At 60.3% G+C, this 24,909-nt stretch carries 25 protein-coding genes and 1 pseudogene; 17 read left to right on the forward strand and 9 right to left on the reverse strand.

Annotation, left to right across the window (positions count from 1 at the left end; all coding sequences use genetic code 11):
• The first annotated feature begins 6 nt into the window (after nucleotides 1-6).
• Nucleotides 7-1,842, forward strand: coding sequence for a dihydroxy-acid dehydratase (gene ilvD / locus ACQUTG_RS15790; protein ID WP_428920319.1), 1,836 nt, complete (start codon nucleotides 7-9; stop codon nucleotides 1,840-1,842).
• 77 nt (nucleotides 1,843-1,919) lie between these two features.
• Here the strand turns inward: ilvD and ACQUTG_RS15795 are convergent, their stop codons facing one another.
• Nucleotides 1,920-2,333 carry a peptidoglycan-binding domain-containing protein gene (locus ACQUTG_RS15795; RefSeq protein WP_428920320.1) on the reverse strand — a complete coding sequence of 138 codons (414 nt, stop codon included), beginning with the start codon at nucleotides 2,331-2,333 and terminating at the stop codon, nucleotides 1,920-1,922.
• Between the two features lie 99 nt (nucleotides 2,334-2,432).
• The gene (locus tag ACQUTG_RS15800) at nucleotides 2,433-3,554 is read right to left on the reverse strand and encodes an AI-2E family transporter (protein ID WP_428920321.1); all 1,122 of its coding nucleotides are present in this window, start codon (nucleotides 3,552-3,554) and stop codon (nucleotides 2,433-2,435) included.
• A gap of 146 nt (nucleotides 3,555-3,700) precedes the next feature.
• On the opposite strand from ACQUTG_RS15800, the gene ACQUTG_RS15805 reads away from it, so the two are divergent.
• The 3 genes from ACQUTG_RS15805 (at nucleotide 3,701) to ACQUTG_RS15815 (ending at nucleotide 5,402) form a co-directional block, all read left to right on the forward strand.
• Nucleotides 3,701-4,054 carry a hypothetical protein gene (locus ACQUTG_RS15805; RefSeq protein ID WP_428920322.1) on the forward strand — a complete coding sequence of 118 codons (354 nt, stop codon included), beginning with the start codon at nucleotides 3,701-3,703 and terminating at the stop codon, nucleotides 4,052-4,054.
• A gap of 77 nt (nucleotides 4,055-4,131) precedes the next feature.
• On the forward strand, nucleotides 4,132-4,380 hold the full coding sequence (locus ACQUTG_RS15810) for a hypothetical protein (protein WP_428920323.1): 249 nt from the start codon (nucleotides 4,132-4,134) through the stop codon (nucleotides 4,378-4,380).
• A gap of 122 nt (nucleotides 4,381-4,502) precedes the next feature.
• A complete protein-coding gene (locus ACQUTG_RS15815) occupies nucleotides 4,503-5,402 on the forward strand; it encodes a haloalkane dehalogenase (protein WP_428920324.1) in 900 nt (299 codons plus the stop codon).
• 35 nt (nucleotides 5,403-5,437) lie between these two features.
• Here the strand turns inward: ACQUTG_RS15815 and ACQUTG_RS15820 are convergent, their stop codons facing one another.
• Complete coding sequence (locus ACQUTG_RS15820; RefSeq protein ID WP_428920325.1) at nucleotides 5,438-6,031, reverse strand: phenylacetic acid degradation protein PaaY; 594 nt, start codon at nucleotides 6,029-6,031, stop codon at nucleotides 5,438-5,440.
• 396 nt (nucleotides 6,032-6,427) lie between these two features.
• On the opposite strand from ACQUTG_RS15820, the gene ACQUTG_RS15825 reads away from it, so the two are divergent.
• From ACQUTG_RS15825 to paaZ, 12 genes are all read left to right on the forward strand, one after another.
• A complete protein-coding gene (locus ACQUTG_RS15825) occupies nucleotides 6,428-6,559 on the forward strand; it encodes a hypothetical protein (protein WP_428920326.1) in 132 nt (43 codons plus the stop codon).
• A gap of 42 nt (nucleotides 6,560-6,601) precedes the next feature.
• Complete coding sequence (paaG, locus tag ACQUTG_RS15830; protein WP_428920327.1) at nucleotides 6,602-7,393, forward strand: 2-(1,2-epoxy-1,2-dihydrophenyl)acetyl-CoA isomerase PaaG; 792 nt, start codon at nucleotides 6,602-6,604, stop codon at nucleotides 7,391-7,393.
• Between the two features lie 3 nt (nucleotides 7,394-7,396).
• Nucleotides 7,397-8,917, forward strand: coding sequence for a 3-hydroxyacyl-CoA dehydrogenase PaaH (gene paaH, locus ACQUTG_RS15835; protein ID WP_428920328.1), 1,521 nt, complete (start codon nucleotides 7,397-7,399; stop codon nucleotides 8,915-8,917).
• The gene (gene paaI, locus ACQUTG_RS15840; RefSeq protein ID WP_428920329.1) at nucleotides 8,914-9,375 is read left to right on the forward strand and encodes a hydroxyphenylacetyl-CoA thioesterase PaaI; all 462 of its coding nucleotides are present in this window, start codon (nucleotides 8,914-8,916) and stop codon (nucleotides 9,373-9,375) included. Before paaH ends, paaI begins: the two co-directional genes overlap by 4 nt.
• The gene (gene pcaF, locus ACQUTG_RS15845) at nucleotides 9,372-10,619 is read left to right on the forward strand and encodes a 3-oxoadipyl-CoA thiolase (protein WP_428920330.1); all 1,248 of its coding nucleotides are present in this window, start codon (nucleotides 9,372-9,374) and stop codon (nucleotides 10,617-10,619) included. The genes paaI and pcaF overlap by 4 nt, the downstream gene beginning before the upstream one ends.
• A 58-nt stretch (nucleotides 10,620-10,677) precedes the next feature.
• Complete coding sequence (gene paaK, locus ACQUTG_RS15850; protein WP_428920331.1) at nucleotides 10,678-11,985, forward strand: phenylacetate--CoA ligase PaaK; 1,308 nt, start codon at nucleotides 10,678-10,680, stop codon at nucleotides 11,983-11,985.
• Nucleotides 11,986-12,279: 294 nt separating this feature from the next.
• Complete coding sequence (gene paaA / locus ACQUTG_RS15855; protein ID WP_092005198.1) at nucleotides 12,280-13,272, forward strand: 1,2-phenylacetyl-CoA epoxidase subunit PaaA; 993 nt, start codon at nucleotides 12,280-12,282, stop codon at nucleotides 13,270-13,272.
• 17 nt (nucleotides 13,273-13,289) lie between these two features.
• Nucleotides 13,290-13,571, forward strand: coding sequence for a 1,2-phenylacetyl-CoA epoxidase subunit PaaB (gene paaB / locus ACQUTG_RS15860; protein WP_113860921.1), 282 nt, complete (start codon nucleotides 13,290-13,292; stop codon nucleotides 13,569-13,571).
• Between the two features lie 11 nt (nucleotides 13,572-13,582).
• Complete coding sequence (paaC, locus tag ACQUTG_RS15865) at nucleotides 13,583-14,347, forward strand: 1,2-phenylacetyl-CoA epoxidase subunit PaaC (RefSeq protein ID WP_428920332.1); 765 nt, start codon at nucleotides 13,583-13,585, stop codon at nucleotides 14,345-14,347.
• On the forward strand, nucleotides 14,331-14,900 hold the full coding sequence (gene paaD / locus ACQUTG_RS15870) for a 1,2-phenylacetyl-CoA epoxidase subunit PaaD (protein ID WP_428920333.1): 570 nt from the start codon (nucleotides 14,331-14,333) through the stop codon (nucleotides 14,898-14,900). Before paaC ends, paaD begins: the two co-directional genes overlap by 17 nt.
• 13 nt (nucleotides 14,901-14,913) lie before the next feature.
• The gene (gene paaE / locus ACQUTG_RS15875) at nucleotides 14,914-15,993 is read left to right on the forward strand and encodes a 1,2-phenylacetyl-CoA epoxidase subunit PaaE (protein WP_428920334.1); all 1,080 of its coding nucleotides are present in this window, start codon (nucleotides 14,914-14,916) and stop codon (nucleotides 15,991-15,993) included.
• A gap of 86 nt (nucleotides 15,994-16,079) precedes the next feature.
• Nucleotides 16,080-18,125, forward strand: a complete 2,046-nt coding sequence (gene paaZ, locus ACQUTG_RS15880; protein ID WP_428920335.1) for a phenylacetic acid degradation bifunctional protein PaaZ — start codon at nucleotides 16,080-16,082, stop codon at nucleotides 18,123-18,125.
• A 129-nt stretch (nucleotides 18,126-18,254) separates the two neighbouring features.
• Here paaZ and ACQUTG_RS15885 read toward each other — a convergent pair whose 3' ends face one another.
• From ACQUTG_RS15885 to ACQUTG_RS15910, 6 genes and pseudogenes are all read right to left on the reverse strand, one after another.
• Complete coding sequence (locus ACQUTG_RS15885; RefSeq protein ID WP_428920356.1) at nucleotides 18,255-18,959, reverse strand: ABC transporter ATP-binding protein; 705 nt, start codon at nucleotides 18,957-18,959, stop codon at nucleotides 18,255-18,257.
• A gap of 210 nt (nucleotides 18,960-19,169) precedes the next feature.
• Nucleotides 19,170-19,619: pseudogene (locus tag ACQUTG_RS15890) on the reverse strand (hemerythrin domain-containing protein); the annotation flags it as partial.
• 17 nt (nucleotides 19,620-19,636) lie between these two features.
• Nucleotides 19,637-20,395, reverse strand: coding sequence for an ABC transporter ATP-binding protein (locus ACQUTG_RS15895; protein ID WP_428920336.1), 759 nt, complete (start codon nucleotides 20,393-20,395; stop codon nucleotides 19,637-19,639).
• Entirely contained in the window at nucleotides 20,392-21,399 is a 1,008-nt protein-coding gene (locus ACQUTG_RS15900; RefSeq protein ID WP_428920337.1) for a branched-chain amino acid ABC transporter permease, read from the reverse strand. The genes ACQUTG_RS15895 and ACQUTG_RS15900 overlap by 4 nt, the downstream gene beginning before the upstream one ends.
• A 2-nt stretch (nucleotides 21,400-21,401) precedes the next feature.
• Nucleotides 21,402-22,277, reverse strand: coding sequence for a branched-chain amino acid ABC transporter permease (locus ACQUTG_RS15905; RefSeq protein WP_428920338.1), 876 nt, complete (start codon nucleotides 22,275-22,277; stop codon nucleotides 21,402-21,404).
• A gap of 76 nt (nucleotides 22,278-22,353) precedes the next feature.
• Nucleotides 22,354-23,508 (reverse strand): ABC transporter substrate-binding protein, encoded by a 1,155-nt coding sequence (locus ACQUTG_RS15910; protein ID WP_428920339.1) that lies wholly within the window; start codon nucleotides 23,506-23,508, stop codon nucleotides 22,354-22,356.
• A 410-nt stretch (nucleotides 23,509-23,918) separates the two neighbouring features.
• On the opposite strand from ACQUTG_RS15910, the gene paaX reads away from it, so the two are divergent.
• The gene (paaX, locus tag ACQUTG_RS15915) at nucleotides 23,919-24,893 is read left to right on the forward strand and encodes a phenylacetic acid degradation operon negative regulatory protein PaaX (RefSeq protein WP_428920340.1); all 975 of its coding nucleotides are present in this window, start codon (nucleotides 23,919-23,921) and stop codon (nucleotides 24,891-24,893) included.
• Nucleotides 24,894-24,909 lie beyond the last annotated feature (16 nt).

The following is a 24,909-nucleotide window of genomic DNA, read 5'->3' on the forward strand; positions in this document are numbered from 1 at the left end:
GAACACATGCCTCAGTATCGTTCGCGGACATCCACAGCCGGCCGCAACATGGCCGGTGCCCGCGCCCTCTGGCGCGCTACCGGTATGAAAAACGAGGATTTCGGCAAACCGATCATTGCGGTCGCCAACTCCTTCACCCAGTTCGTACCCGGCCATGTGCATCTGAAAGATCTGGGGCAACTGGTGTGCCGCGAAATTGAAGCGGCCGGCGGGGTGGCCAAGGAATTCAATACCATCGCCGTGGACGACGGAATCGCCATGGGCCACGACGGCATGCTCTATTCCCTGCCATCCCGGGAGATCATTGCCGACTCCGTCGAGTACATGGTCAATGCCCACTGTGCCGACGCTCTGGTCTGCATTTCCAACTGCGACAAGATCACCCCGGGCATGCTGATGGCCGCCATGCGCCTCAACATCCCCACCATTTTTGTATCCGGCGGCCCCATGGAAGCCGGCAAGACCAAGCTGTCCGAGCACAAGCTGGACCTGGTGGATGCCATGGTCATCGCTGCGGATCCCAATGCCAGCGATGAGCAGGTGGAAGAGTATGAACGCAGTGCCTGCCCGACCTGTGGCTCCTGTTCCGGCATGTTCACCGCCAACTCCATGAACTGCCTGACCGAAGCCATCGGCCTGGCCCTCCCCGGCAACGGCTCACTGCTGGCCACCCATGCTGACCGCGAACAGCTATTCCTGAAGGCCGGGCGCCAGATTGTTGAAAATGCCCGCCGCTATTACGAGGAGAACGACGCCAGCGTACTGCCCCGCAGCATCGGGTCCCAGTCAGCCTTCGAGAATGCCATGACCATGGACATTGCCATGGGCGGGTCCACCAACACCATCCTGCACCTGCTTGCGGCGGCCCAGGAAGGCGGGGTGAATTTCGACATGGCCGAGATCGACCGGCTCTCCCGCCATGTGCCCCAGCTGTGCAAGGTGGCGCCCAACTCCCCGAAATACCACATGGAAGACGTCCACCGTGCCGGCGGCATCATGGGCATCCTGGGTGAGCTCGAGCGGGGCAAGCTGATCAACACCGACTTGCCCACCGTTCACAGCAAGACCATGAAAGAAGCCCTGGAAACCTGGGACATCATGCGTTCCCCGACCCCGGAAGTGGTGGAGTTCTACAAGGCCGGGCCGGCGGGCATTCCCACCCAGACCGCCTTCAGCCAGAGCACCCGCTGGCCGAGCCTGGACGGCGACCGGGAGAACGGCTGCATCCGCTCCGTGGACAATGCCTACTCCACCGAAGGTGGCCTGGCTGTGCTCTATGGCAACATCGCCCGGGACGGATGCGTGGTGAAAACCGCCGGTGTCGATGAAAGCATCTACGTGTTTGAAGGCAAGGCACGGGTGTTCGAGAGCCAGGACTCCGCCGTCGCCGGCATCCTCGGTGACGAAGTGAAACCCGGCGAAGTGGTCATCATCCGGTACGAAGGCCCCCGCGGCGGACCCGGCATGCAGGAAATGCTCTACCCCACCAGCTATCTGAAGTCCAAAGGCCTTGGCAAGGACTGCGCACTGCTCACGGACGGTCGTTTCTCCGGAGGCACCTCAGGGCTCTCGATCGGCCACGCCTCCCCGGAAGCCGCAGCCGGCGGGGAAATTGGCCTGATCGAGAATGGCGACACCATCCTGATCGACATTCCCAACCGCTCCATCAATGTCCAGCTCGACCAGCAGGAACTGGACCGGCGCCGGGAAGCCCGGGACGCCAAGGGCTGGAAGCCAGACCTGCCGCGCGACCGCAAGGTCTCGGCTGCCCTCAAGGCCTATGCACTGCTGGCCACCAGCGCCGACAAGGGCGCGGTCCGGGATCTGTCGAAACTCGACTGACCTCTTCCGGACAACCAGAAAAAAGCCCGCCAGGTTGAGGCCTGGCGGGCTTTTTTGTGAGCGGCGAGCCGGCGGCGTTACCAGAGCGACCAGCCACCGTCGTCGTCTTCTTCGATGGCGTCCTTTTCCCCGGACTTCTCGGCAGGCTGGGCCGACGCATTACTGGATGCCTTTGCCGTCGCATCCTGCGATTCGACCTGGGCTGGCGCCGCCGCAGCGACCTGAACGGTAATCATTCCGAGCGCCTTCCGGGTTTCATCGTTCAGGGCACCGGTAGCCTCGAGGCCGTGATCTTTCTGGAACCGGGTCAGCGCGGCACGGGTTTTGTCATCCATCCCGGAGCTGACGTTCGTGATGTCGTAACCGGCGCCGTACAGGGCATTTTTCACTGCCACGGCTTCATCTGCATGAGCCAAGGGCGCCAGGCCCAGCGTAACCGCCACACCAGCTGCAGCCAGAAGGCGACCGAAAGAACGGGTCGTTTTCTTCATGGTACTCACCTGCCTTACTCCTGATGCCTCACCGGCATCGGTCTTTTCTTGTTGTGTGGTGCCTATCTCCACAGGCTGAGGCAAACAATGAATACCCTATCACAATTTGCCGCCGTGCCGGTTGGCCCGGTTCTCATCTTCGGGTTCCGGTCCGGTGCCCGGGTGACGGACCGTTTGCGCCTCGTGCCCGAATTCCCTGATGAAAATCCCCCAAAACGCCATGAACAGGGCTGCAACCAGAGGCCCCATGACGAATCCGTTGATCCCGAACATGACAATGCCGCCAAGGGTCGACAGCAGGACTATGTAATCCGGCAACTTGGTATCCCGCCCAACCAGCAATGGCCGCAGCAGGTTATCGGCGAGACCTATCACCACCACGCCGAACACAGTGAGGACAATGGCGGGAACGATATCGCCGACCGCCGCCAGGTATATGGCTGCCGGCACCCAGACCAGGGCAGCGCCGACCGCCGGCAGCAGAGATACGATGGCCATCACCACGCCCCACAAAAGTGCGCCCGTTATGCCAAGAACCCAGAAGATCAGGCCGCCCAGGGCTCCCTGGATAATGGCGATCAACAGGTTGCCCTTGACCGTGGCACGGGTAACCTCGGCGAACTTGGCAAACAGCAGGCGCTCACGCTCATCGCCCAGCGGCAATGCCCGGATGATCAATTCCACCAGGTGGTGGCCATCCCGTAACAGGAAGAAAGCCAGATACACCATCAGGGCCAGGCCCATAAAGAACTGAAAGGTATTCTGGCCGATGCCCAGAGCCTGTTTGGCCAGGAACTGGCTGCCGCCGACGAACAGGCTGACGGCCCGGTCCCGCAACTCGGTAAAGCTGATATCAAACTGCGCCAGGAATGCCTGGATCGCCGGGAAGGACTGGTTGACCTGATCGATGTACTCGCCCGGACGGATCTCGCCACGCTGGATCTGCTGGTACAGATCAACCCCCTGGGCCACCAGCGATGTCACCAGCACCAGCACCGGAATCACCACGATCACCATGCAGATAACCAGGGTAATCAAGGCATTGATATTTGGCCGTTCACCCAGCCAGCGGACCAGCAGGTTCTGCACCGGATGGAAAATGAGCGCGATCGCCACGGCCCAGAAAATGGGGCCGAAGAAGGGCTTCATCAGAAACACGAACGCGAGGGAAACGCCGACAAGCAAGGCCAGAAAAGTCCGTGTTTCAAGTTTTGCGTACATAGGTCAGATCTTCCCAAAGCAGTGAACGGTAACCGGGGACTGTGCGGCTACTCCGACCCGATAGCCTACCACGATGACATGGCCACTGTAGCCTGCTTCAGGTTATAGTGGTCGGTTACGGATTAACCGACAAACGAGTCACATTATTGGAACTGGAAACCTTTACCACCGAAACTGCGCTCGATGCCGCGACAGAACTTCAGCGCGTGCTGGCGGGCAGGACCCATCGCCGTAAGGTGATGGGTCAGGAGGTGCTGGTACCGGGCCAGCTCGGGGAAGCTCTGCAGCTCCCGAGAATCATCAATCGACTGCAGAGCAAACAACTGAAGCAACGGGAACAGGGCCTGGACGATTTCCAGGAACTCTGGCCCACCCTGTCCCCGCGCACCCGACAGAAGGTACTCGACGCCATTGGCTGGTACGACCCCAAGGAGCTTGACTGGGACGACAAACGCTCCAACCGGCGGCCGGTGGTCGATCCGGATAAAGGATCCGTATAGAGATGGAAACCTCAGCGAAAGGCCGACCCTGTATTGTCATACTCTGGCCCTAGTCTGAAACTATCAGGAGGATATTTATGACTGAACAGACCCATTACAACGCCATTTTTGTCGAAGGCAGCGCGGTACCGACCCTGCTTTGCGGCCATTGCCGATCCATCCTTTCCCGCGCCCGGATGTTCCGCAACGAGGGCGAAAACCAGCAGGACATCCAGTGCCGCGTCCTTGCGCTGTGCTCGGCAGACGATTGCGGTGCCGTGAACTGCTGTGACGACGCCATGGCGGAAATCGACAACCCGGATCGCCTGCTCGATCTTGCTTGCTGATTCAAACGGGCTACGCACTGTTACGCAACTCAAACACATGAAACAGCCATCTGATTTATCCTGATTTGCGAGAATTGTCATACTGGCAATTGCGCAACCTATCAGTCAGGACAGTCGATGGCATGCGTATTCTGAGAACCGACGAAGCCCGCTTTCAGGGTCTGCCGGATTACCCTTTTGCTCCCAACTATCTCAACGTAGAGCCCGATTTGAGAATGCACTACGTCGATGAAGGCCCCCGCGGCGCTTCACCCGTACTGATGCTGCATGGCGAGCCATCCTGGTCCTACCTGTACCGGCACATGATTCCGCTCATTGCCACCGCGGGCCACCGGGCACTCGCCCCGGACCTGATCGGTTTCGGCAAATCGGACAAGCCGGCAGACATGGCGGACTACAGTTACGAACGCCACATGGCCTGGCTGGGTAGCTGGATCGAAAAACTGGATCTGACGGACATCACGCTGGTGTGTCAGAACTGGGGTTCGTTGCTGGGGCTTCGCCTGGCGGCGGAACATCCCCACCGGTTCCGCTGCATTATCGTGGGTAACGGGATGCTTCCCACCGGCGAAAACCGCATACCGGCGATGTTTTCCCTGTGGAAAGCCTTCGTCACCCACAGTCCCTGGCTCCCGGTCGGTCGCATCGTCCAGCTGGGCACTGAACGGACCCTGACCAGAGCAGAGCAAGCGGCTTACGAGGCGCCTTTCCCATCAACGGAATACAAGGCCGGCGCCCGCGCCTTTCCGAAACTGGTCCCGGTTTCCCGTAACGACCCGGCGGGGCTGGCCAACCGGGCGGCGTGGAAGGTGCTGGAAAAATGGCACAAACCATTCATTACCTGCTTCAGCAGCGGCGACCCCATTACCCGGGGGGAAGACCGTTACATGCAACGGCGGATTCCCGGCGCCCACGGACAACCCCACATCACCCTCAGGGGTGGCCACTTCCTGCAAGAAGACTCCCCCGAAGACTTCGCGCGCATCATCACCGACGCCCTGAAATCGGAAATGGCGGCCTGAGCCGCCATTTTACCGCCTGACTCCGGAACGCCCCATCAGGACTGGTGCTTGGGCTGGTATTGGCCGGCATCAACCCGGGGACGGTCCGGTTCCCCCTTCTCCAGAGGCTGACACTCCACCAGGCTGGCCAGTGAGCGGCGGGTCAGTCGTTGATACTCCTCGGTACCTTTCTTCTTCCAGTCCACTTCCTTGTCACTGAGCGTGCGCAGGACTTTGGCGGGCGAGCCGACGATCAGTGAGGCAGGCTCGCACTGGAATCTGGCTTTCACCAGGGCTCCGGCCCCGACGATGGAACGGGGTGCAATATGGGCTTCATCCATCACCACCGCATTCATTCCGACCATCGCATCCTCACCCACAATGCAACCATGGAGGATCGCGCCGTGGCCGACGTGACCGTTCTTCTCGATTACCGTGTCCATACCGGGGAAGGCGTGCATCACACAGGTGTCCTGAATGTTGGATCCTTCCTTGAGAACCACACGCCCGAAATCACCGCGCAAACAGGCAGCCGGCCCCACGTAGCAGTCCGGTCCGATCCAGACGTCACCAATCAGCACAGCGCTCGGGTGAACATAAGCGGTGGGGTGGACAACCGGGACAACACCTTCAATGCTGTATACGGGCATAACTTTCTCCTGTTGGCAGGGGGTACCGGCTCGGGGCCTTATGGAACCCAAAACGATTGCTGTGATTCATTTTCCGTATCACATTATCCGTTTTTGTATGGAATTTCATGCCTTCAGGCGACTTAACAACGATCAACTGCCTTCGAAACGGCTATAGAAAGCGCAATGCCAGAATTTATTTTTCTTTATTTTCAACAATATAAGCAGGAAATTTATCCCCAGCCTGCCAAAGTGATACAGAAGTCGATACCACGAGTCCTTGACGGGTATCAATTCTGAGATATACTCATTCACGCATTCGGCCCTGACAGACCAGATCAACCAGGGCATGCAGCGCCCGGAATCTGACCGGCAAAGCCGGCACCTGAGACAAAAACAAGTCACACCGGATTGCTTATGCCAAACAACCTGCACATCACGCCCGCAGGAGCGGTAACGGGAATGACCGAGACCGCCACTGCAAACCTCCGCCCGGACACCCGTCGCGTGCTCCGGGGGACCTTCGCCATTCCTGTGACGGGACGCTGAGCGTCTCGAACCATTTCTTGCTACCAACAACGGGACAACACCATGACCCAGCCGAGCATCCTTCTTGAAATCGATCAGGGCGTCGCCCTGCTCACCCTGAACCGACCGGACAACCTCAACAGCTTCAATGTCGAGATGCACGAGCGCATGCGCGACGCCATCGACACCATTCGCAAGGACGAGACTGTGCGGGTGCTGGTGATCACCGGTTCCGGCCGGGGTTTCTGTGCCGGCCAGGACCTCTCTGACCGCAGCGTTTCTCCGGGCCAGGAGATGCCGGACCTCGGTGCTTCCCTTGAAAACTATTACAACCCGATGATGCGTAGCCTGCGTGACTTGCCCATGCCAGTGCTGTGTGCGGTGAACGGTGTAGCCGCCGGCGCGGGCGCCAACATCGCCCTGGCCTGCGACATTACGCTTGCTGCCCGCTCCGCCAGCTTCGTACAGGCCTTCTGCAAGCTGGGCCTGGTGCCGGATTCCGGGGGAACCTGGACCCTGCCCCGGGTGGCAGGTATGGCCCGCGCCAAGGGCATGGCCCTGCTGGGCGACAAGATCAGCGCCGAAAAGGCTGAAAACTGGGGCATGATCTGGCAGTGCGTGGATGACGACCAGCTGATGGAACAAACCATGAAACTGGCCCGCCACTTTGCCACCCAGCCCACCAAGGGCCTGGCACTGATCAAACAGGCCCTGCACGCCAGCGTCAACAACACCTTTGAAGAGCAGATCAACCTCGAGCGGGATCTGCAGCGGGAAGCCGGCCGCACCGAAGACTACCGCGAGGGCGTGGCCGCCTTCATGGAAAAACGCACACCGTCTTTCAAGGGGAAATAAAACATGCCGGCACTGGATACCCAAACCAAGGTTGCAGTAATCGGCGCTGGCGCCATGGGCGCCGGCATCGCCCAGGTAGCGGCTCAGGCAGGGCACCATGTCTTCCTGCATGACCAGCGCGAAGGGGCCGCCGAGGCCGGACGCGACGGCATTGCCAGGGTTCTGCAACGCCGTGTGGACAAGGGCAAGATGGACCAGCAGGACCTGGACGCCCTCCTCGGCCGCATCCAGCCGGTAGCCGATCTCACGGAAGTGGCCGAGAGCGGGCTGGTGATCGAGGCGATCGTCGAGAACCTCGACATCAAACGCGGCCTGCTGGCAGACCTCGAGGCACTGTGCCGCGAGGACGCCATCCTCGCCACCAACACCTCCTCCATATCCGTCACCTCACTGGGTGCCGGCATGAAGCATCCAGGCCGCCTGGTGGGCATGCACTTCTTCAACCCCGCTCCGCTGATGGCGCTGGTGGAAGTGGTGCTAGGCCTGGCCACTGACAAGGCCGTTGCCGAGACCGTGTACGACACCGCCGCCAACTGGGGCAAGAAACCGGTCTATGCGACATCCACCCCCGGCTTCATCGTTAACCGGGTTGCCCGGCCGTTCTATGCCGAGAGCCTGCGCCTGGTCCAGGAACAGGCCGCGGACCCGGCCACCCTTGACGCCCTGATGCGCGAGGCGGGCAACTTCCGCATGGGCGCCTTCGAGCTCACCGACCTGATCGGCCATGACGTCAACTACGCAGTGACCAACTCGGTGTTCAACGCCTACTACCAGGACTCCCGCTTCCTGCCGTCACTGGTTCAGCAGGAGCTGGTCTCCGCGGGCCACCTGGGTCGCAAGAGCGGCCAGGGCTTCTATAGTTACCAGGACGGGGCAGAGCGCCCCGAGCCGCAGACCGAAGCTCCGCGCCAGAGCAGTGAATCCGTGGTGATCGTTGAAGGCAGCCTGGGCCCCGCGTCGGCCCTGGTGGATCGTCTCCGTGATGCCGGCCTGAAGATCATCGAGCGAGCCGGTAATGGCCAGCTGCGCTTTGGCCAGGCCGTGCTGGCACTGACCGACGGCCGTATGGCCACCGAGCGGGCCACGGAGGAAGGTTGCGCCAACCTGGTGCTGTTTGACCTTGCTTTCAACTTTGCCGAAGCCGCCCGTCTTGCCATCGCTGCGGCAGACCAGGCCTCCGGAGAGGCCATCGACGATGCCTGCGCCCTGCTGCAGAAAGCCGGCCTTGCGGTCAGCCGCATTGCCGATCGCCCGGGCCTGGTAATCATGCGCACCGTTGCCATGCTGGCGAACGAAGGTGCCGACGCCCACCTGCACGGAGTCGCCACGGTTGCCGATATCGATCTGGCCATGAAAGCCGGCCTGAACTACCCGGAGGGTCCGCTGAGCTGGAGTGACCGGCTCGGGGCCGGACGCACCTTCACCGTGCTGACCAACATACAGAACAGCTACGGCGAGGATCGCTACCGGCCGTCGCTGCTGCTGAGAAAGAACTGTTTTGCCAACAAGGGGTTTTACGCATGAGCACTATCGATCAACAGAAACCCGATCCACAGAAACTGGCGGAAGCATGCGCCGAGTCCATGTTCGCCAGGGACCGTGCCAGCCAGAAACTTGGCATGAAAATCGAATCGGTCGCCCCCGGCAAAGCCATCCTGACCATGATCGTCGGCCCCGACATGATCCAGGGCCACGGCTCCTGCCATGGCGGTTACCTGTTTACCCTGGCCGATTCCGCCTTTGCGTTTGCCTGCAACAGCTATGACCGGGCCACCGTGGCTTCCGGCTGCAGCATTGACTACATGTCCGGCGCCAAAGAGGGAGATCTGCTGACCGCTACCGCAGAAGAGCGTTCCCGTGGCGGCCGTACCGGTATTTACGACATTACCCTGACCAACCAGGACGGCCGCACCGTGGCACTGTTCCGCGGCCGCTCCTATGAAGTTCGCGGCACCGTCCGCAATTCGGAGGACAATTCATGAGCACTGACAACCGCCTGCTGGACGCTTACATCGTCGACGCCATCCGTACGCCCATCGGTCGTTACGGCGGCGCACTCTCCCCGGTCCGGGCTGATGACCTCGGTGCGATTCCGATCAAGGCCCTGGTCCAGCGGCACCCGGACCTTGACTGGTCCAAAGTGGACGACGTGCTCTACGGCTGCGCCAACCAGGCTGGCGAGGACAACCGGGACGTAGCCCGCATGTCCCTGCTGCTGGCCGGCCTGCCGGTAGACGTCCCGGGCAGCACCATCAACCGCCTGTGTGGTTCCGGCATGGATGCGGTGGGCAGCGCTGCCCGCGCCATCCGTACCGGTGAAACCCGCCTGATGATTGCCGGCGGCGTCGAGTCCATGTCCCGTGCGCCCTTCGTAATGGGCAAGGCCGACAGCCCCTTCAGCCGCAAGGCGGAGATCTTTGACACCACCATCGGCTGGCGCTTCGTCAACCCGATGCTGAAAAAGCAGTACGGCATCGACTCCATGCCGGAAACTGCCGAGAACGTGGCCGAGCAGTTCAACATTTCCCGGGAAGACCAGGACGCATTCGCTCTGCGCAGTCAACAGCGCACAGCTGCGGCCCAGGCTTCAGGCGTTTTTGCCGACGAGATCACGCCGGTCACCATCCCCCGGCGCAAGCAGGATCCGCTGGTGGTTGATACCGACGAGCATCCGCGTGAAACCAGCCTTGAAAAGCTGGCCAAGCTGCCGACTCCGTTCCGCGAGAACGGCACAGTCACCGCTGGCAATGCCTCCGGAGTCAACGACGGTGCCTGCGCCCTGCTGATGGCCGGCGCGGATGCCCTCAAGGAATACGGTCTCAAGCCGCGGGCCCGGATCGTTGCCATGGCCACCGCCGGCGTTGAGCCGCGGATCATGGGTTTTGGCCCGGCACCAGCCACCCGCAAGGTCCTCAAGACTGCCGGCCTGGAACTGTCTGACATGGACGTGATCGAACTGAACGAAGCCTTTGCCGCCCAGGCGCTGGCCGTCACCCGGGACCTCGGCCTGCCGGATGACGCCGAGCACGTCAACCCGAATGGCGGTGCTATTGCACTTGGCCATCCCCTGGGCATGAGTGGAGCACGCCTCGTGACCACCGCCCTGAACGAGCTGGAGCGGCGCCACAAGGCCGGCAAGAAAGCCCGTTACGCCTTATGCACCATGTGTATTGGCGTTGGCCAGGGCATCGCATTGATCCTCGAGCGTGCCGACAGCGCCGAGTAAGACAACCATTACGACTGACACGTTGACCTAACGGTACAAGTACAAGCAGGACTGAATCATGACCTTACCACTACAAAAAATCGGCAAACTCGACCGCATGGAAACCGCCAGCATTGACGAGCTTCGTCACGAACAGCTCCAGCGCCTGCGCTGGAGTGTGGTCCATGCCTACACCAATGTTCCTTTCTACCGGAAGGCGTTTGATGAAATCGGCCTGAAGCCGATGGACATCAACTCCCTGGAAGATCTGGCCAAGATCCCGTTCACCACCAAGGCGGACCTGCGTGACAACTACCCGTTCGGCATGTTCGCCACGCCGATGTCTGACGTGGTCCGGGTGCATGCGTCCAGCGGCACCACCGGCAAACCTACAGTTGTTGGCTACACCCAGAGTGACATCAATACCTGGGCCGACATCGTGGCCCGCAGCATCCGGGCCGGCGGCGGCTACCGTGGTGACAAGGTCCACGTTTCCTACGGTTATGGCCTGTTTACCGGCGGTTTAGGCGCACACTACGGTGCCGAGCGACTGGGCTGTACCGTCATCCCCATGTCCGGTGGCCAGACCGAGAAGCAGGTCCAGCTGATCAAGGACTTCCAGCCCGACATCATCATGGTAACCCCGTCCTACATGCTGAACATTGCAGACGAGATGGATCGCCAGGGCATTGATCCGCGCAAGCTGCCCCTGCGCCTGGGCATCTTCGGTGCCGAGCCCTGGACCAACAGCATGCGCACGGAGCTGGAAGAGCGCCTGGGCATCGAAGCCCTGGACATCTATGGCCTGTCCGAAGTGATGGGTCCGGGTGTCGGTATGGAATGCATCGAGACCAAGGACGGCCCGACTATCTGGGAAGACCACTTCTATCCGGAAATCATCGATCCGAACACCGGCGAGGTGCTTCCGGACGGCGAATACGGCGAACTGGTATTCACCTCCCTGACCAAGGTGGCCCTGCCGATCCTGCGTTACCGCACCCGCGACCTGACCCGTCTGCTGCCGGGCACGGCCCGCCCGATGCGTCGTATCGACAAGATCACCGGCCGCAGCGACGACATGCTGATCATCCGCGGTGTGAACGTATTCCCGAGCCAGATCGAGGAGCAGGTGCTCAAGTGCGAGGCACTGGCCCCGCATTACGAGATCGAGGTCTACAAGGAGGGCAACCTGGACTGCGTGGACATCCGTGCCGAACTCAAGCCGGAAGCCGGCATGGGTGACGAGGTACGCGCCAGCGCCGCCAAGGAACTGGCGCACCACATCAAGTCCTACATCGGTATCAGCACCCGTGTTGAAGTGGTGGAACCCAACCGCCTGGCCCGCTCCGAAGGCAAGGCCAAGCGGGTTATCGACCGCCGGAACTAAGTTCCGGTGGCGCCCCGACCGGTCCCGGCGACCGGCCGGGGCTCCTACCATCCGGATTATCGGGATTTAATTTAACTCTCTCACAATAGATCTCGATAGTTTTTCATTACGTATCACTTTTTTTAGCTCTAATATCAAATGCTTAAAAAGCCATTGCGTAACCTTTTAAGCTGACATGACACACAAAATCGTTCCTTGATTTTTATTCAGTATCATTTAATATTGACTAAAATCAGAGAAACATGAAGAGAGCATTCTTGCTCGCAGAACAACAAGCCGAACCGGAGGTATTGTATGTACGCCCAGCTCGTTGAAACCGGAGCCAAGCGCGTCAAGAGCCTGGATGAGATGTCGCCCGAAGAGCGCGCATTCCAGGAAAAGATCGACGCCGAAGTGAAGATCGAACCGAAGAACTGGATGCCGGAGGGCTACCGCAAGACCCTCGTCCGCCAGATTTCCCAGCACGCCCACTCCGAAGTGGTTGGCATGCTTCCGGAAGGCAACTGGGTGACCCGTGCCCCGACCCTCAAGCGCAAGCTGCAGCTGATGGCCAAGATCCAGGACGAGGCCGGTCACGGCCTGTACCTGTACAGCGCCATGGAAACCCTCGGCGCCGACCGCGATGAGGAAATCGAGAAGCTGCACCAGGGCAAGGCCAAGTACTCCAGCATCTTCAACTACCCGACCCTGAACTGGGCCGACATGGGTGCCGTGGGCTGGCTGGTGGATGGCGCCGCCATCGTCAACCAGGTGGTCCTGCAGCGTACCTCCTACGGTCCTTACTCCCGGGCCATGATCCGCATCTGTAAGGAAGAGAGCTTCCACCAGCGTCAGGGTTACCAGATCCTGCTGGACATGATGCGTGAAGGCACCGAGGAGCAGAAGCAGATGGTGCAGGACGCCATCAACCGTCTTTGGTGGCCGGCGCTGATGATGTTCGGCCCGCACGACGACGAATCCCCGAACTCCCAGCAGTCCATGGCCTGGAAGATCAAGCGCAAGAGCAACGACGAACTGCGCCAGATGTTCATCGACCAGACCGTACCCCAGCTCGAGTACCTGGGCTGCACCGCTCCGGACCCGGACCTGAAGTGGAACGAAGAAACCGGCCATTACGATTTCGGTGAAATCAACTGGCAGGAGTTCTACGACGTTCTCAAGGGCAACGGTCCCTGCAACCGCGAGCGCATCAAAACTCGCAAGAATGCAATTGACGAAGGCGCCTGGGTTCGTGAAGCCGCTGTCGCCTACGCCAAAAAACAAAAACAGCGCGCTGAAGCCGCCTGATACCGGAGGAAAGAATCATGGCTGAATGGAGCCTTTACGAAGTTTTCGTACGCAGCAAGCACGGTCTGAACCACAAGCACGTTGGCAGCGTCCACGCCGCCGATGCAGAAATGGCCATGGAAAACGCCCGTGACCTGTACACACGCCGCAACGAAGGCGTCAGCATCTGGGTGGTTCCGTCCGACGCGATCACTGCCTCTGCCTCCGATGAGAAAGAGGTGCTGTTCGACCCGTCGGAAGACAAGGTTTACCGACACGCATCTTTCTACAAGCTGCCCGACGAAGTCGGACACATGTAAGGAGCGGTTCCATGACTCAGAAAGAAGCACTCACGGACTACCTGCTGCGCCTGGCGGACTCCGACATGATCCTGGGCCAGCGCCTGTGTGAGCTGTGCGGCAAGGCCCCGGCCCTGGAAGAGGAAATGGCGCTGATGAACGTCGCCCTGGACCTCGTCGGCCAGGCCCGGAACTGGTACGAGTACGCCGCCGAGCTGATCGATGACGGTCGCGATGCCGACAAACTCGCGTTCCGTCGCGACGCCCATGACTACCGTAACCTGCTGCTCACCGAGCAGCCGAACGAGGACTATGCGGTCACCATGGGTCGCCAGTTCTTTTATGACGCCTGGCACTATTTCACCCTGAAGAGCCTGGTCAATGCCAGCGACGAGCGGGTTGCCGGCATCGCCGCCAAGGCACTGAAAGAGGTGACCTACCACCTGCGCCGTTCGTCCGAGTGGGTCAAGCGCCTGGGCGATGGCACCGAGGAAAGCCACCGTCGCATGCAGGATGCAGTAGACATCCTCTGGCGCTTCACCGGTGAGCTGATCACCCCGGACGAAACCGACCGTCTGATCGCGGAAGCAGGAATCGGCCCGGATCCCGAGCAGCTGAAGGAAAACTGGCGCGGACTGGTCAAGGAAGTGCTCCAGGAAGCCACCCTGACGCCGCAGCCGGATGACGCCTGGATGTACCTGGGCGGCAAGCGCGGCGAACACACCGAACATCTCGGTTTCATTCTGGCAGAAATGCAGTTTCTGCAGAGGGCCTATCCCGATGCCACAACATGGTGATACAGACCCGCGGTCAGCGGTAGACAAGCTGATTGCCAGTGATCGCGTGCCGGCAGACGCCCGCACCGATCAACTGACTGAGGCGGACATCTGGGCCATCCTTGACGAGGTCAAGGATCCTGAAGTTCCGGCAGTAAGCGTTGTCGAGCTCGGCATTGTCCGGGCCGTGCACTGGGACGGGAAGGAACTTTCCGTCGATGTCACGCCGACCTACTCCGGCTGCCCTGCGACCGAATTGATCGAGGAGTTGATCGAGGAAGCCCTGCGCGCTGCGGGCTTCCGCAATCCCCGGATCAAACAGGTGCTGACCCCGGCCTGGACCACCGATTGGATTACAGACGAAGGCAAAGAGAAGCTCCGGGCGTTCGGTATTGCGCCGCCCCAGGGCAGCGCCAGCAAGCGAAGCCTGCTGGGCGACTCCGAAGTGATCACCTGCCCCCATTGCGGCAGCACCGACACAGAGCGGGTCAGCGAGTTCGGATCCACCGCCTGTAAGGCGCTCTATCGCTGCAAGGACTGTCTCGAGCCCTTCGACTATTTCAAATGCATCTAGAGCCAAGACGACCATGAACAAATTCTATTCACTGGCCCTCAAAGAGGTCAGACCGGAAACAAGAAACGCGGTAACCCTGTCTTTTGACGTACCGGAAGACCTGTCCGACAAGTTCTCCTACAAGCAGGGCCAGCACCTGGTGGTGAGAACCAAGCTGGACGGTGAGGAAGTACGGCGCTCCTACTCCATCTGCAACAGCGTCAACGACCATGAGTTGCGCATTGCGGTCAAGAAGATTCCCGGAGGCCGTTTCTCTACCTTTGCCAACGAACAGCTCAAGCCGGGCCAGACACTGGAAGTGATGCCTCCCCAGGGCCATTTCTCTGTAGACCTGGACCCCGAGCGCGAAGGCAACTACCTGGCGGTGGCTGCCGGCAGTGGCATCACGCCGATCCTGTCGATTGTGAAGACCACGCTGGAAACCGAGCCCAAGAGCGAGGTCACGCTGTTCTATGGCAACAAGGCCACCAGCAACACCATGTTCCGGGACGAGCTCCAGGACCTGAAGAACGAGTACATGTCCCGCCTGAACCTGGTGTATATCTTCACCCGGGAAGAGCAGGACATCGACCTCTACAACGGCCGGATCGATCACGACAAGTGTGACGCCCTGTTCGATCACTGGATCGATGCCAAGGCACTCACCGCGGCCTTCATCTGTGGTCCCCAGGCGATGACCGAGACCGTCCGCGACTCGCTGGCCCGCCACGGCCTGGACAAGAGCAAGATCCACTACGAGCTGTTCACACCGGCCGGTGGTGTACCCCAGTCCAGGAAAGACCGGGATCCGTCCCACGTGGACCCGCAGTCTATCAGCGAAGTGACCGTGATTGCCGACGGCCGTTCCCTGACCTTCCCGCTGGTTCGCGACACCAAGAGCATCCTGGATGCCGGTAATGAGGAAGGCGCGGACCTGCCCTACTCGTGCAAGGCTGGCGTCTGCTCCACCTGCCGCGCCAAGGTCGTGGAAGGTGAAGTGGAAATGGACCAGAACTTCGCCCTGGAGGATTACGAGGTCGAAGCCGGCTACGTGCTCTCCTGCCAGTGCTATCCGATCAGCGACAAGGTGGTTCTCGACTACGACGAGATGTAGTCCCTTCCCACCCCAAAGCTACGAACGAGGCAAGTCCCGGGTAAACGGGACTTGCCTTCGTGTTTCAGAAACGAATGGAGTTTCCCATGTCAGTCCTGAAAAGTTTCATTGCCGGCCAATGGGTCGGTGAAAAACCCGCCAAGGCGCTGCCCAGTGCCATCAATGGCGAGATCGTCGCCCATACCCACGACGACACCCTCGATTTCAAGAAAGCCGTGGAATATGGCCGCAAGGTCGGTGGCAAGAACCTGATGGCCATGGATTTCCAGGAACGTGCGCTGGCCCTGAAGGCCATGGCCATGTACCTGCAGGAGCACAAGAAGGAGCTGTACGCCCTGTCCATGCACACCGGTGCCAGCAAGGGCGATAACGGCATCGATATCGATGGCGGTTTCGGCACCCTGTTCTCCTACGCCAGCATGGGCCGCCGTGAACTGCCGTCCGGCAACGTCGTACACGAAGGCCCGGTGATGCCCCTGGGCAAGAACAACCACTTCGCCGGCACCCATATCCTGGTGCCCCGCGGCGGTGTGGCAGTCCACATTGACGCCTACAACTTCCCGGTCTGGGGCATGCTGGAGAAATTCGCGCCCACGTTCCTGGCAGGTATGCCATGCATCGTGAAGCCGGCCACCTCCACCTGTTATGTCACCGAACTGGCCGTTCGTCTGATGCAGGAATCCGGTGCCCTGCCTGAGGGCGCCCTGCAGCTGATCATCGGCAGCACCGGCGACCTGTTCGATCACCTGGAAGAGCAGGACGTGGTCACCTTCACCGGCTCTGCCGCGACTGCCCGCAAGCTGCGCAACCATCCGAACATCATCAACCGGTCGATTCCGTTCAACGCCGAGGCGGATTCTCTGAACAGCGCCATCCTGGCTCCGGACGTGACCCCCGAGCACGACGAGTTCGACGTGTTCGTGAAGGAAGTCGGCCGTGAAATGACCGCCAAGGCCGGTCAGAAGTGTACCGCTATCCGCCGGGTCCTGGTGCCGAAGGACCGTGTCGACGCGGTCTGCGAGAAGCTGAAAGAGCGGCTGTCGAAAGTCACCGTCGGCGATCCCTCCGTGGAAGGCGTACGCATGGGTGCCCTGGCCTCCCTCGACCAGCTGGAAGACGTCAAGGCCAACATCCAGGAACTGCTTAAGACCAGTGAACTGGTTGTCGGTGGTGACGGCAGCTTCAAGCCCACCGGCGACGGCACCGAGAAAGGCGCCTTTATCGAGCCGCACCTGCTGCTGTGCCGGAACCCGGAAAACGGCTGTGGCGCCCATGACATCGAAGCCTTTGGCCCGGTTGCCACCGTAATTCCCTACGACACCATCGAAGATGCGGTGGAGCTCTGCTCCAGGGGCCGGGGCTCGCTGGTCACTACCCTGACCACCCGCGATCCGGCCATTGCCGGCCGAATCGCCCCGTTGCTCGCCGCGTTCCACGGCCGTCTGCACCTGCTGGACGCCGAAGCGGCCAAGGAATCCACGGGCCACGGCTCGCCCCTGCCCATGCTCAAGCATGGTGGCCCGGGTCGCGCCGGTGGCGGTGAGGAGCTGGGCGGTATCCGCGCGGTCCATCACTACCTGCAGCGGACCTCCATCCAGGGCTCCCCCACCATGCTGGCGGCCGTTACCCGCGAATACGTGCGCGGTGCCGATGTGATCGAAACCGAAGTGCATCCGTTCCGTCGCCATTTCGAAGACCTGCAGATCAACGAGTCGCTGCTGACTCACCGTCGCACGGTCACCGAGGCGGACATCGTCAATTTCGGCTGCCTGTCCGGCGATCACTTCTACATGCACTTCGATGAGATTGCCGCGCGGGATTCGCAGTTCGGCAAGCGCATTGCCCATGGCTACTTCGTGCTGTCCGCTGCGGCGGGCCTGTTCGTCGACCCCGGCGAAGGTCCGGTACTGGCGAACTACGGCCTGGACACCCTGCGCTTCATCGAGCCGGTGGCCCCGGGCGATACCATCCGGGCGCGCCTGACCTGCAAGCGTAAGATCGATCAGGGTCGGACCTCTCCGGACGGACACCCCCAGGGTGTGGTGGTCTGGGATGTTCAGGTTACCAACCAGAACGACGAACTGGTTGCGAGCTACGACATCCTGACACTGGTTGCCAAACGTCCCCAGTAATACTGGGGGCGTATCCGGCCTGCCACCCGTTGGACCCGAACGGCAGGCCGGAGGCAAACAAAAAGGGGACAGGCCAAAAGCCTGTCCCCTTTTCTGTTTCCGTCTGGCGGATTCCGTCCGGCGGAAGGCTTACATGCCCAGGTAGGCCTCCCGGACCTTCTCGTTACTGAGCAGCTCCCGACCGGTACCCTCAATGACCACCTTGCCGGTTTCCAGCACGTAACCCCGGTCGGCCAGGGCCAGCGCCTGGGATGCGTTCTGCTCCACCAGGAAGATGGTGATGCCCTCTTCCTTCAGCTCCTTGATGATATCGAAGATCTCCTCGATGATCAGCGGCGCCAGGCCCATGCTCGGCTCGTCCAGTAGCAAGAGCTTCGGCCTCGCCATCAGGGCTCGTCCCATGGCCAGCATCTGCTGCTGACCACCGGAGAGTTCCCCGGCGAGGTTGTGGCGCTTCTGGCGCAGGATCGGGAACTTGGTGTACATCCGCTCCAGGTCATCTTCCACTTCCTGACTGCGGCCACGGGTATAGGCCCCCAGCAGCAAGTTGTCGTGCACTGACAGGTCCTTGAACACCTGACGACCCTCCGGCACCTGGACGATGCCCTCAGCCACCCGCTGGTCGGCCTGAACCTTTGCCAGATCCTTGCCCTGGTAGACCATGCTGCCACGATCCATCGGCTGCAGGCCGGAGATGCTCATCAGCAGTGTGGACTTGCCGGCACCATTGGCGCCCACCAGCGACACAATCTCGCCACTGTTGATGCTGATATCGATGTCGTGCAGCACCTCAATCTGGCCGTAGGAGGTGGCCAGACCCTTGATCGCCAGCATTTCCTCCCTGGCGTGGGGCGCGGTGACCTGCTCGGCATGCTTGAGGCCAAGACCGCCAAAGCGCTCCGGGGTATAACTGATGATCTCGTGGCGCAGCTCCCGGAATTCTTCCCGGACCCGTTCGCCGAACAGGGGATCGTTCTCGATGTCCCTGGCTTCAATGATCTGTTCCCAGTCCTCATCAGACAGCACCTTGCGGGCACGGGGAATCACCACCCCTTCTTCCTTGCGGATGTGCTTGCGCAGGGCTTCGGTGAACCGGGCCAGGGCGTGACTGAACTCTTCCCGGCCTTCCGGCCAGTTTTCCATGCAGGTGGTCAGCAGCTGGCGAAGCTCCATCAGCTTCTCGTGACCCACCAGATATCCCTTGGAAAGCTTCTCCAGCAGCGGCAGCGACTCCGGGTGCTTGGCGCCCAGGCGCTTGTAGAGTTCGATGTCCGTCGGCGTCGAGTGCACCCGCTCGGAAAAGTGCTCGATGTAATCGAAGATCTTGGTGAACAGGCGCTCATCCGGCCGTTGTTCATTGATGTTCATGTCACTGAGCAGCTGGTCCAGCAGGTCCAGGATGCGCCAGAGCGCCTGATGCTCGTGAACAATGATGCGCACTGCCTGCTCGCTGCGGGACTGGGCAGGCGCCATTTCGGTCTGTTGCTCGCTCATTTGAAATGTCTCCTTGCTCAGCCGCCCAGGTAGGCAGCGATGACGTCCGGATTGTTGCGGATTTCTTCAGGTGTACCTTCCGCCAATACACGCCCGTAGTTGAGTACCAGCAGGCGGTCGGAAATCCCCATGACCAGCTTCATGTCATGCTCGACCAGCATGACGGTCGTCCCCTGGTCGGCAATCTTCCGGATCAGTTTTTCCAGCGCCGCAGTTTCAACGGCGTTGAGGCCGGCAGCCGGCTCATCCAGCAGGATGACCTTGGGTTCCGCCGCCAGGGCACGGGCAATCTCCAGCCGCTTGAGAGCGCCGTAGGACATTGCCGAGGCCTCGGTATCGAGGTAATCGCCACAGCCAACGAATTCCATCAGTTCCGCAGCGCGCTCACGGCAGGATTCCTCATCCCGAAGCAGGGACGGCAAACGGAACAACGTGGTGAACAGGTTACTGCGAAGCTTCAGGTGCCGCCCGAGCATCACGTTCTCGATAGCCGACATGTTCATGCAGATCTGCATCTGCTGGAAAGTACGGCACATACCGCGCTCGGCCAACTCGTTCGGCTCGAGTTTCGCGGTACTCTCGCCCTTGAGGCGGATCTCGCCCTTGGTTGGGGTATAGAGCCCTGAAATCAGGTTGAACAGGGTGGTTTTACCGGCACCATTGGGGCCGATCACCGAATACACCTGGCCGGCTTCCACCGAGAAGGACACTCCTTCCACCGCATGGACCCCACCGAATGCCTTGTCCAGGCCTTTTACTTCTATCAGTGCGCTCATGCCTGACCTCCCGCCTTTTTCTTCATCCGCTTACCGACAGCCATCTGGATAGTGGGCAGCAGGCCCTTGGGCATGAAGATCATGGTGAGCATCAGGATCGCACCGAACATGACGGTTTCCAGCTCCTGGAAATCCGCCAGCACCTGGGGCAGGAGCTTGAGCACCACCGCACCGAGGATAACGCCCATGGTGGACCCCATACCGCCGAGCACCACCATGGTGATAAACAGGATGGAGAAATCGAACCCGGCCACCGCGGGCGTGATGAAGCCCTGGAAATGGGCGTACAGGCTGCCCATGGCACTGGCATAGATCGCTGAAACCACGAACACCAGACTCTTGTAACGGGCAGTATCGACACCCACCACACGGGCGGCCACTTCCGACCCGTGCACCGAGCGCAGCGCCCGGCCGATGGGCGAATCAATCAGGTTCTGGGCGAGCCAGACCGCAACCAGCAATACCACCGCTGCAAACAGGTACCAGGCTTCACTGCCATTGAGCTCCATGCCGAGCAGGTTATAGCTGCCGAACGGACTCAATTCCCAACCAAAGACGGTGAAGGCCGGCACCGGCATACCATCCGGGCCACCGGTCAGCGCTCGTTCGTTGTTAAGGATGATTGCGATGATGAAGCCGACCGCGAGCGTCGCCATGGACAGGTAGTGCCCCTTCAGTCGCAGGATCGGGCGGCCCACAATCCAGGCCACGATACCCACCAGAATCGCGCCGACCACCAGCGCGGGCACCGAGGACCAGCCATAATTGCTGGTCATGATGCCAGTAAAATAGGCACCGAGGCCGAAGAAGCCGGCATGCCCAAGGCTGATCTGGCCGGCAAACCCGACCAGCAGGTTCAGGCCCACCACCGTGGCGGCGATGATCGCCATCTGGGTGGCCAGGTCATAATGGAACGGGTTGTTCAGGAACAACGGCAGGGCGAACAGGATAACCGCCAGAATGATCAGGTCCCGCAGCCGCATTTGCATGAATCTATTCAACATGATTAAACCCTCTCCACGACCTTGGCGCCAAACAGACCGCGCGGCATGAAGAACAGCACGATGAGAATCATGGAGAACGCCACGGCGTCCTTGTAGTCAGAGGAGATGTAGCCAGCAGCCATGGCCTCGACTATACCCAGCAACAGACCACCGACAACGGCACCCATACCGCTGCCCAGCCCGCCGATGGCGGCGGCAACAAAGCCTTTGAGGCCGAGCATGATGCCGATGTCATAGGAGGTGAAGGTAATGGGTGCCACCACTATCCCGGCGACGGAGCCGAGCACTGCGGAAACGAGGAATGCCAGCATCAGCACCAGCTGGGTACGGATACCCACCAGACGCGCAGCTTCCTTATTCATCGAAGTGGCGAGGATCGCCTTACCGATCAGCGTACGGGTGAAGAACAGGACCAGGCCGACCACAAGGATCGCGCCGATACCCAGAACCCACAGGCTCTGGCTGTTAAGGACTGCGCCAAAGACGCGGATCGGTTCGTCGCTGCTGAAATTCTGCATGACGTGGTATTCCTTGCCCCAGACCAGCTGGGCAAGACCACGAATAAAAATGGAGGCACCGATCGTGATAATAATCAGCGTAACCACGTCCGCCTGTTTCGCGGGCGCGATGGCAAAACGCTGAAGCAGGATACCGAGAACACCGGCAAGCAACACGGCCAGGATGATGGCAAGCACCATGGGCACGCCCATCGCCGTGAGAGAAACGGTCGCCATGCCGCCGATCATCAGGAATTCACCCTGGGCAAAGTTGATCACGTGGCTGGCGTTATAAATGAGAGTAAATCCGAGGGCTATCAGGGCATAAGTAGCACCAATAGTGATCCCGGTAAAGAGATACTGGAGGAATTCTGAAAACATAGCCGTGGTTCCGGTCGGACAGCGTTCGCCCGCCCCTGACCGGGACGGGCAAACGGTTTACTGCTTGATGGACAGATCAGTTAATGAGCTTCCACTCGCCGTTCTGGACTTCCAGGATGCGGAAGGAGTCAGCGTCGAGGCCGTTGTGGTCTTCCGGCGACATGTTGAAGACACCGGTCACGCCCACATAGCCCTGGATGTTTTCCAGTGCTTCACGCACGGCTTCCTTGTCGGTGGAGCCGGCGGCTTCAATGGCCTGGACTGCCAGCATCAGGCCGTCATAGGCGTAGGCACCGAAGGTGGACACCTTGGAATCCCAGCGAGCCTCATACTCGGCCTTGTAGTCCTGCACGACCTTTTTCTGGGGATCATCTTCCGGCAGGGAATCCGGTACCAGCAGCGGAGAAGCCGGCAGACGCAGGCCCTCGGCGGCATCACCCGCGAGTTCCAGGAAGCTGTCCGAAGCAACACCATGGGACTGGTAGAACGGAAGCTCCATACCCAGCTGGTCGTAGTTGCGGGTCACGATGGCCGGACCCTGGCCGAAACCGAAGTTCAGTACAGCCTCGACACCGTCGGTGTTACGGATGTTGGTGAGCTGGGCGGTCATGTCGGTATCGGAGCCGCTGTAGGTCACATCGGCCACTACTTCCATGCCCATCTGCTCAACCACTTCCAGAGTCTGGGTGCGACCGGAACTACCGAAACCACCGGTACCGGAAATCAGGCCGAAGCGGGTAATACCACGGTCTTTCATGTCGGTCAGGATCCGCTCTGCCGCCATGCGATCAGTTTGTGGAGTTTTGAATACCCACTTCTTCACCGGGTTGGTAATCACCACGGCACCCGCCAGGGAGATGAACGGTACCTTGGCCTGCTCTACCAGGGGCACGGCCGCCATGGTAGCGCCGGTAGTACTGCCACCGACGATGATATCGACACGGTCGGAACGGATCAGACGGCTGGCAAAGTTACGGGCGTTGGAAGCATTACCCACGTCATCGTAGTGGATCAGCTCCAGCTGGCGCCCCAGAACGCCACCCTCTTCGTTGATTTTTTCGACGTACATTTCCAGAGTTTTCAGTTCCGGATCCCCCAGGAAGGAGGCGGGGCCGGTTACTGACAGGAACGAACCGATCTTGATCGGCTCTGCAGCCTGGGCACTCATGACCAGACCTGCGGCAGCGATAGCCGCAAATTTTCCCGTGCGACGCAGAATTGTCTTAAGCATTGTTTTTGTTCTCCCGAATTGTGCGGGGCTTGCTTGCCCCCCATCCATTGCTCAGAAGTAAAACAACGATCGAGAGCCTGGCTCTGACTTCTGTGTCATTTCAGTCACCCTTCGACCCGTTGTCAGCCTTATATTTGTGTGTTCATCCCTGATCCATCAGATCCCTGAACTTCATCACCAGCAAAATTCGATACCGTTGACGAATATCAATGGACATTATTGTATCATAATATCCGTGTCAACCGATTTGGTTGACTACCTGACAGGTTCTCACAGTAAAGCCGACCATGGTCCAAGGCGCCAGTCAGGTGGCACAGCACTGAATGCTTTACGTGACACACAGGAACCGCATAATACGTATCAGATATGTAATTCCTGATATTTGATAACCGATAATCGACAAGAAGCCTATGTCTGCAAAAAACCAGCTTGAGCAGCTCGTCATTAACTTCCAGAAGAAACGGCCACTTCGTGCCGGCTCGCTGATCATCACCATCTACGGTGACGCCATCGTTCCCCGGGGAGGGACCGTATGGCTGGGCAGCCTGATGAAGCTGGTGGAACCCATGGGTATAAGCCAGCGACTGGTCCGCACCTCGGTATACCGGCTGGTGCAAGAATCCTGGTTGCAGACAGAGAAGGTCGGCCGCTGCAGCTATTACAGCCTGACCGGGCCGGGCCTGCGCCGGTTCGAGCAGGCATTCCAGCATGTCTACAGCCTCTCGACCCGGGAGTGGAGTGGCAGTTGGTGCCTGGTTTACCTCAACCAGCTGGCACCCGACCTGAAGCAGAAAGTGCGGGAAGAGTTGAAGTGGCTCAGTTTCGGCAGCATGGCGCCGGGCGTGATGGAACATCCACGCTTTACCCGCAACGAGCTGCTACCGCTCCTGCAGGAATGGGGCGCCCTGGAAGACACCATTGTCATGGAAACCGTGCCCATGGAGCAGAAGAGCTCCAAGGCCCTGCGGTTGCAGGTGCGTGAAAGCTGGAACCTGGACGAACTGGGGGGGCGCTACCGGCGTTTCCTGTCGCAATTCCGCCCGGTCTGGCGGGAACTGCAGAACGAAGATGACCTGACCCCGGCCGAATGCCTCACCCTGCGCATCCTGTTGATCCACGAGTACCGGAAGATCCTGCTGCGGGATCCGTTGCTGCCCGAGGAACTGCTACCCGGGGACTGGGAAGGTCGCAGCGCCAAGCAGCTGTGCCGGAACCTGTACCGCCACATCTACGCGCGCGCTGAAAAGTGGCTGGACGGGACCCTGGAGAACGCCTCCGGCCCGCTGCCGGGACCGAATGAGAAGTTCTACCGCCGGTTCGGTGGCCTGCAGGATGCCAGCGACGAGAACGAAGAAAGGCTCACAGCGGTCGGCGAACCGGTGTGAGCCTTTCGGTGAGTCG

Origin of the sequence: Marinobacter sp. DUT-1 (genome assembly GCF_050379415.1) — a bacterium.
GTDB lineage: Bacteria > Pseudomonadota > Gammaproteobacteria > Pseudomonadales > Oleiphilaceae > Marinobacter.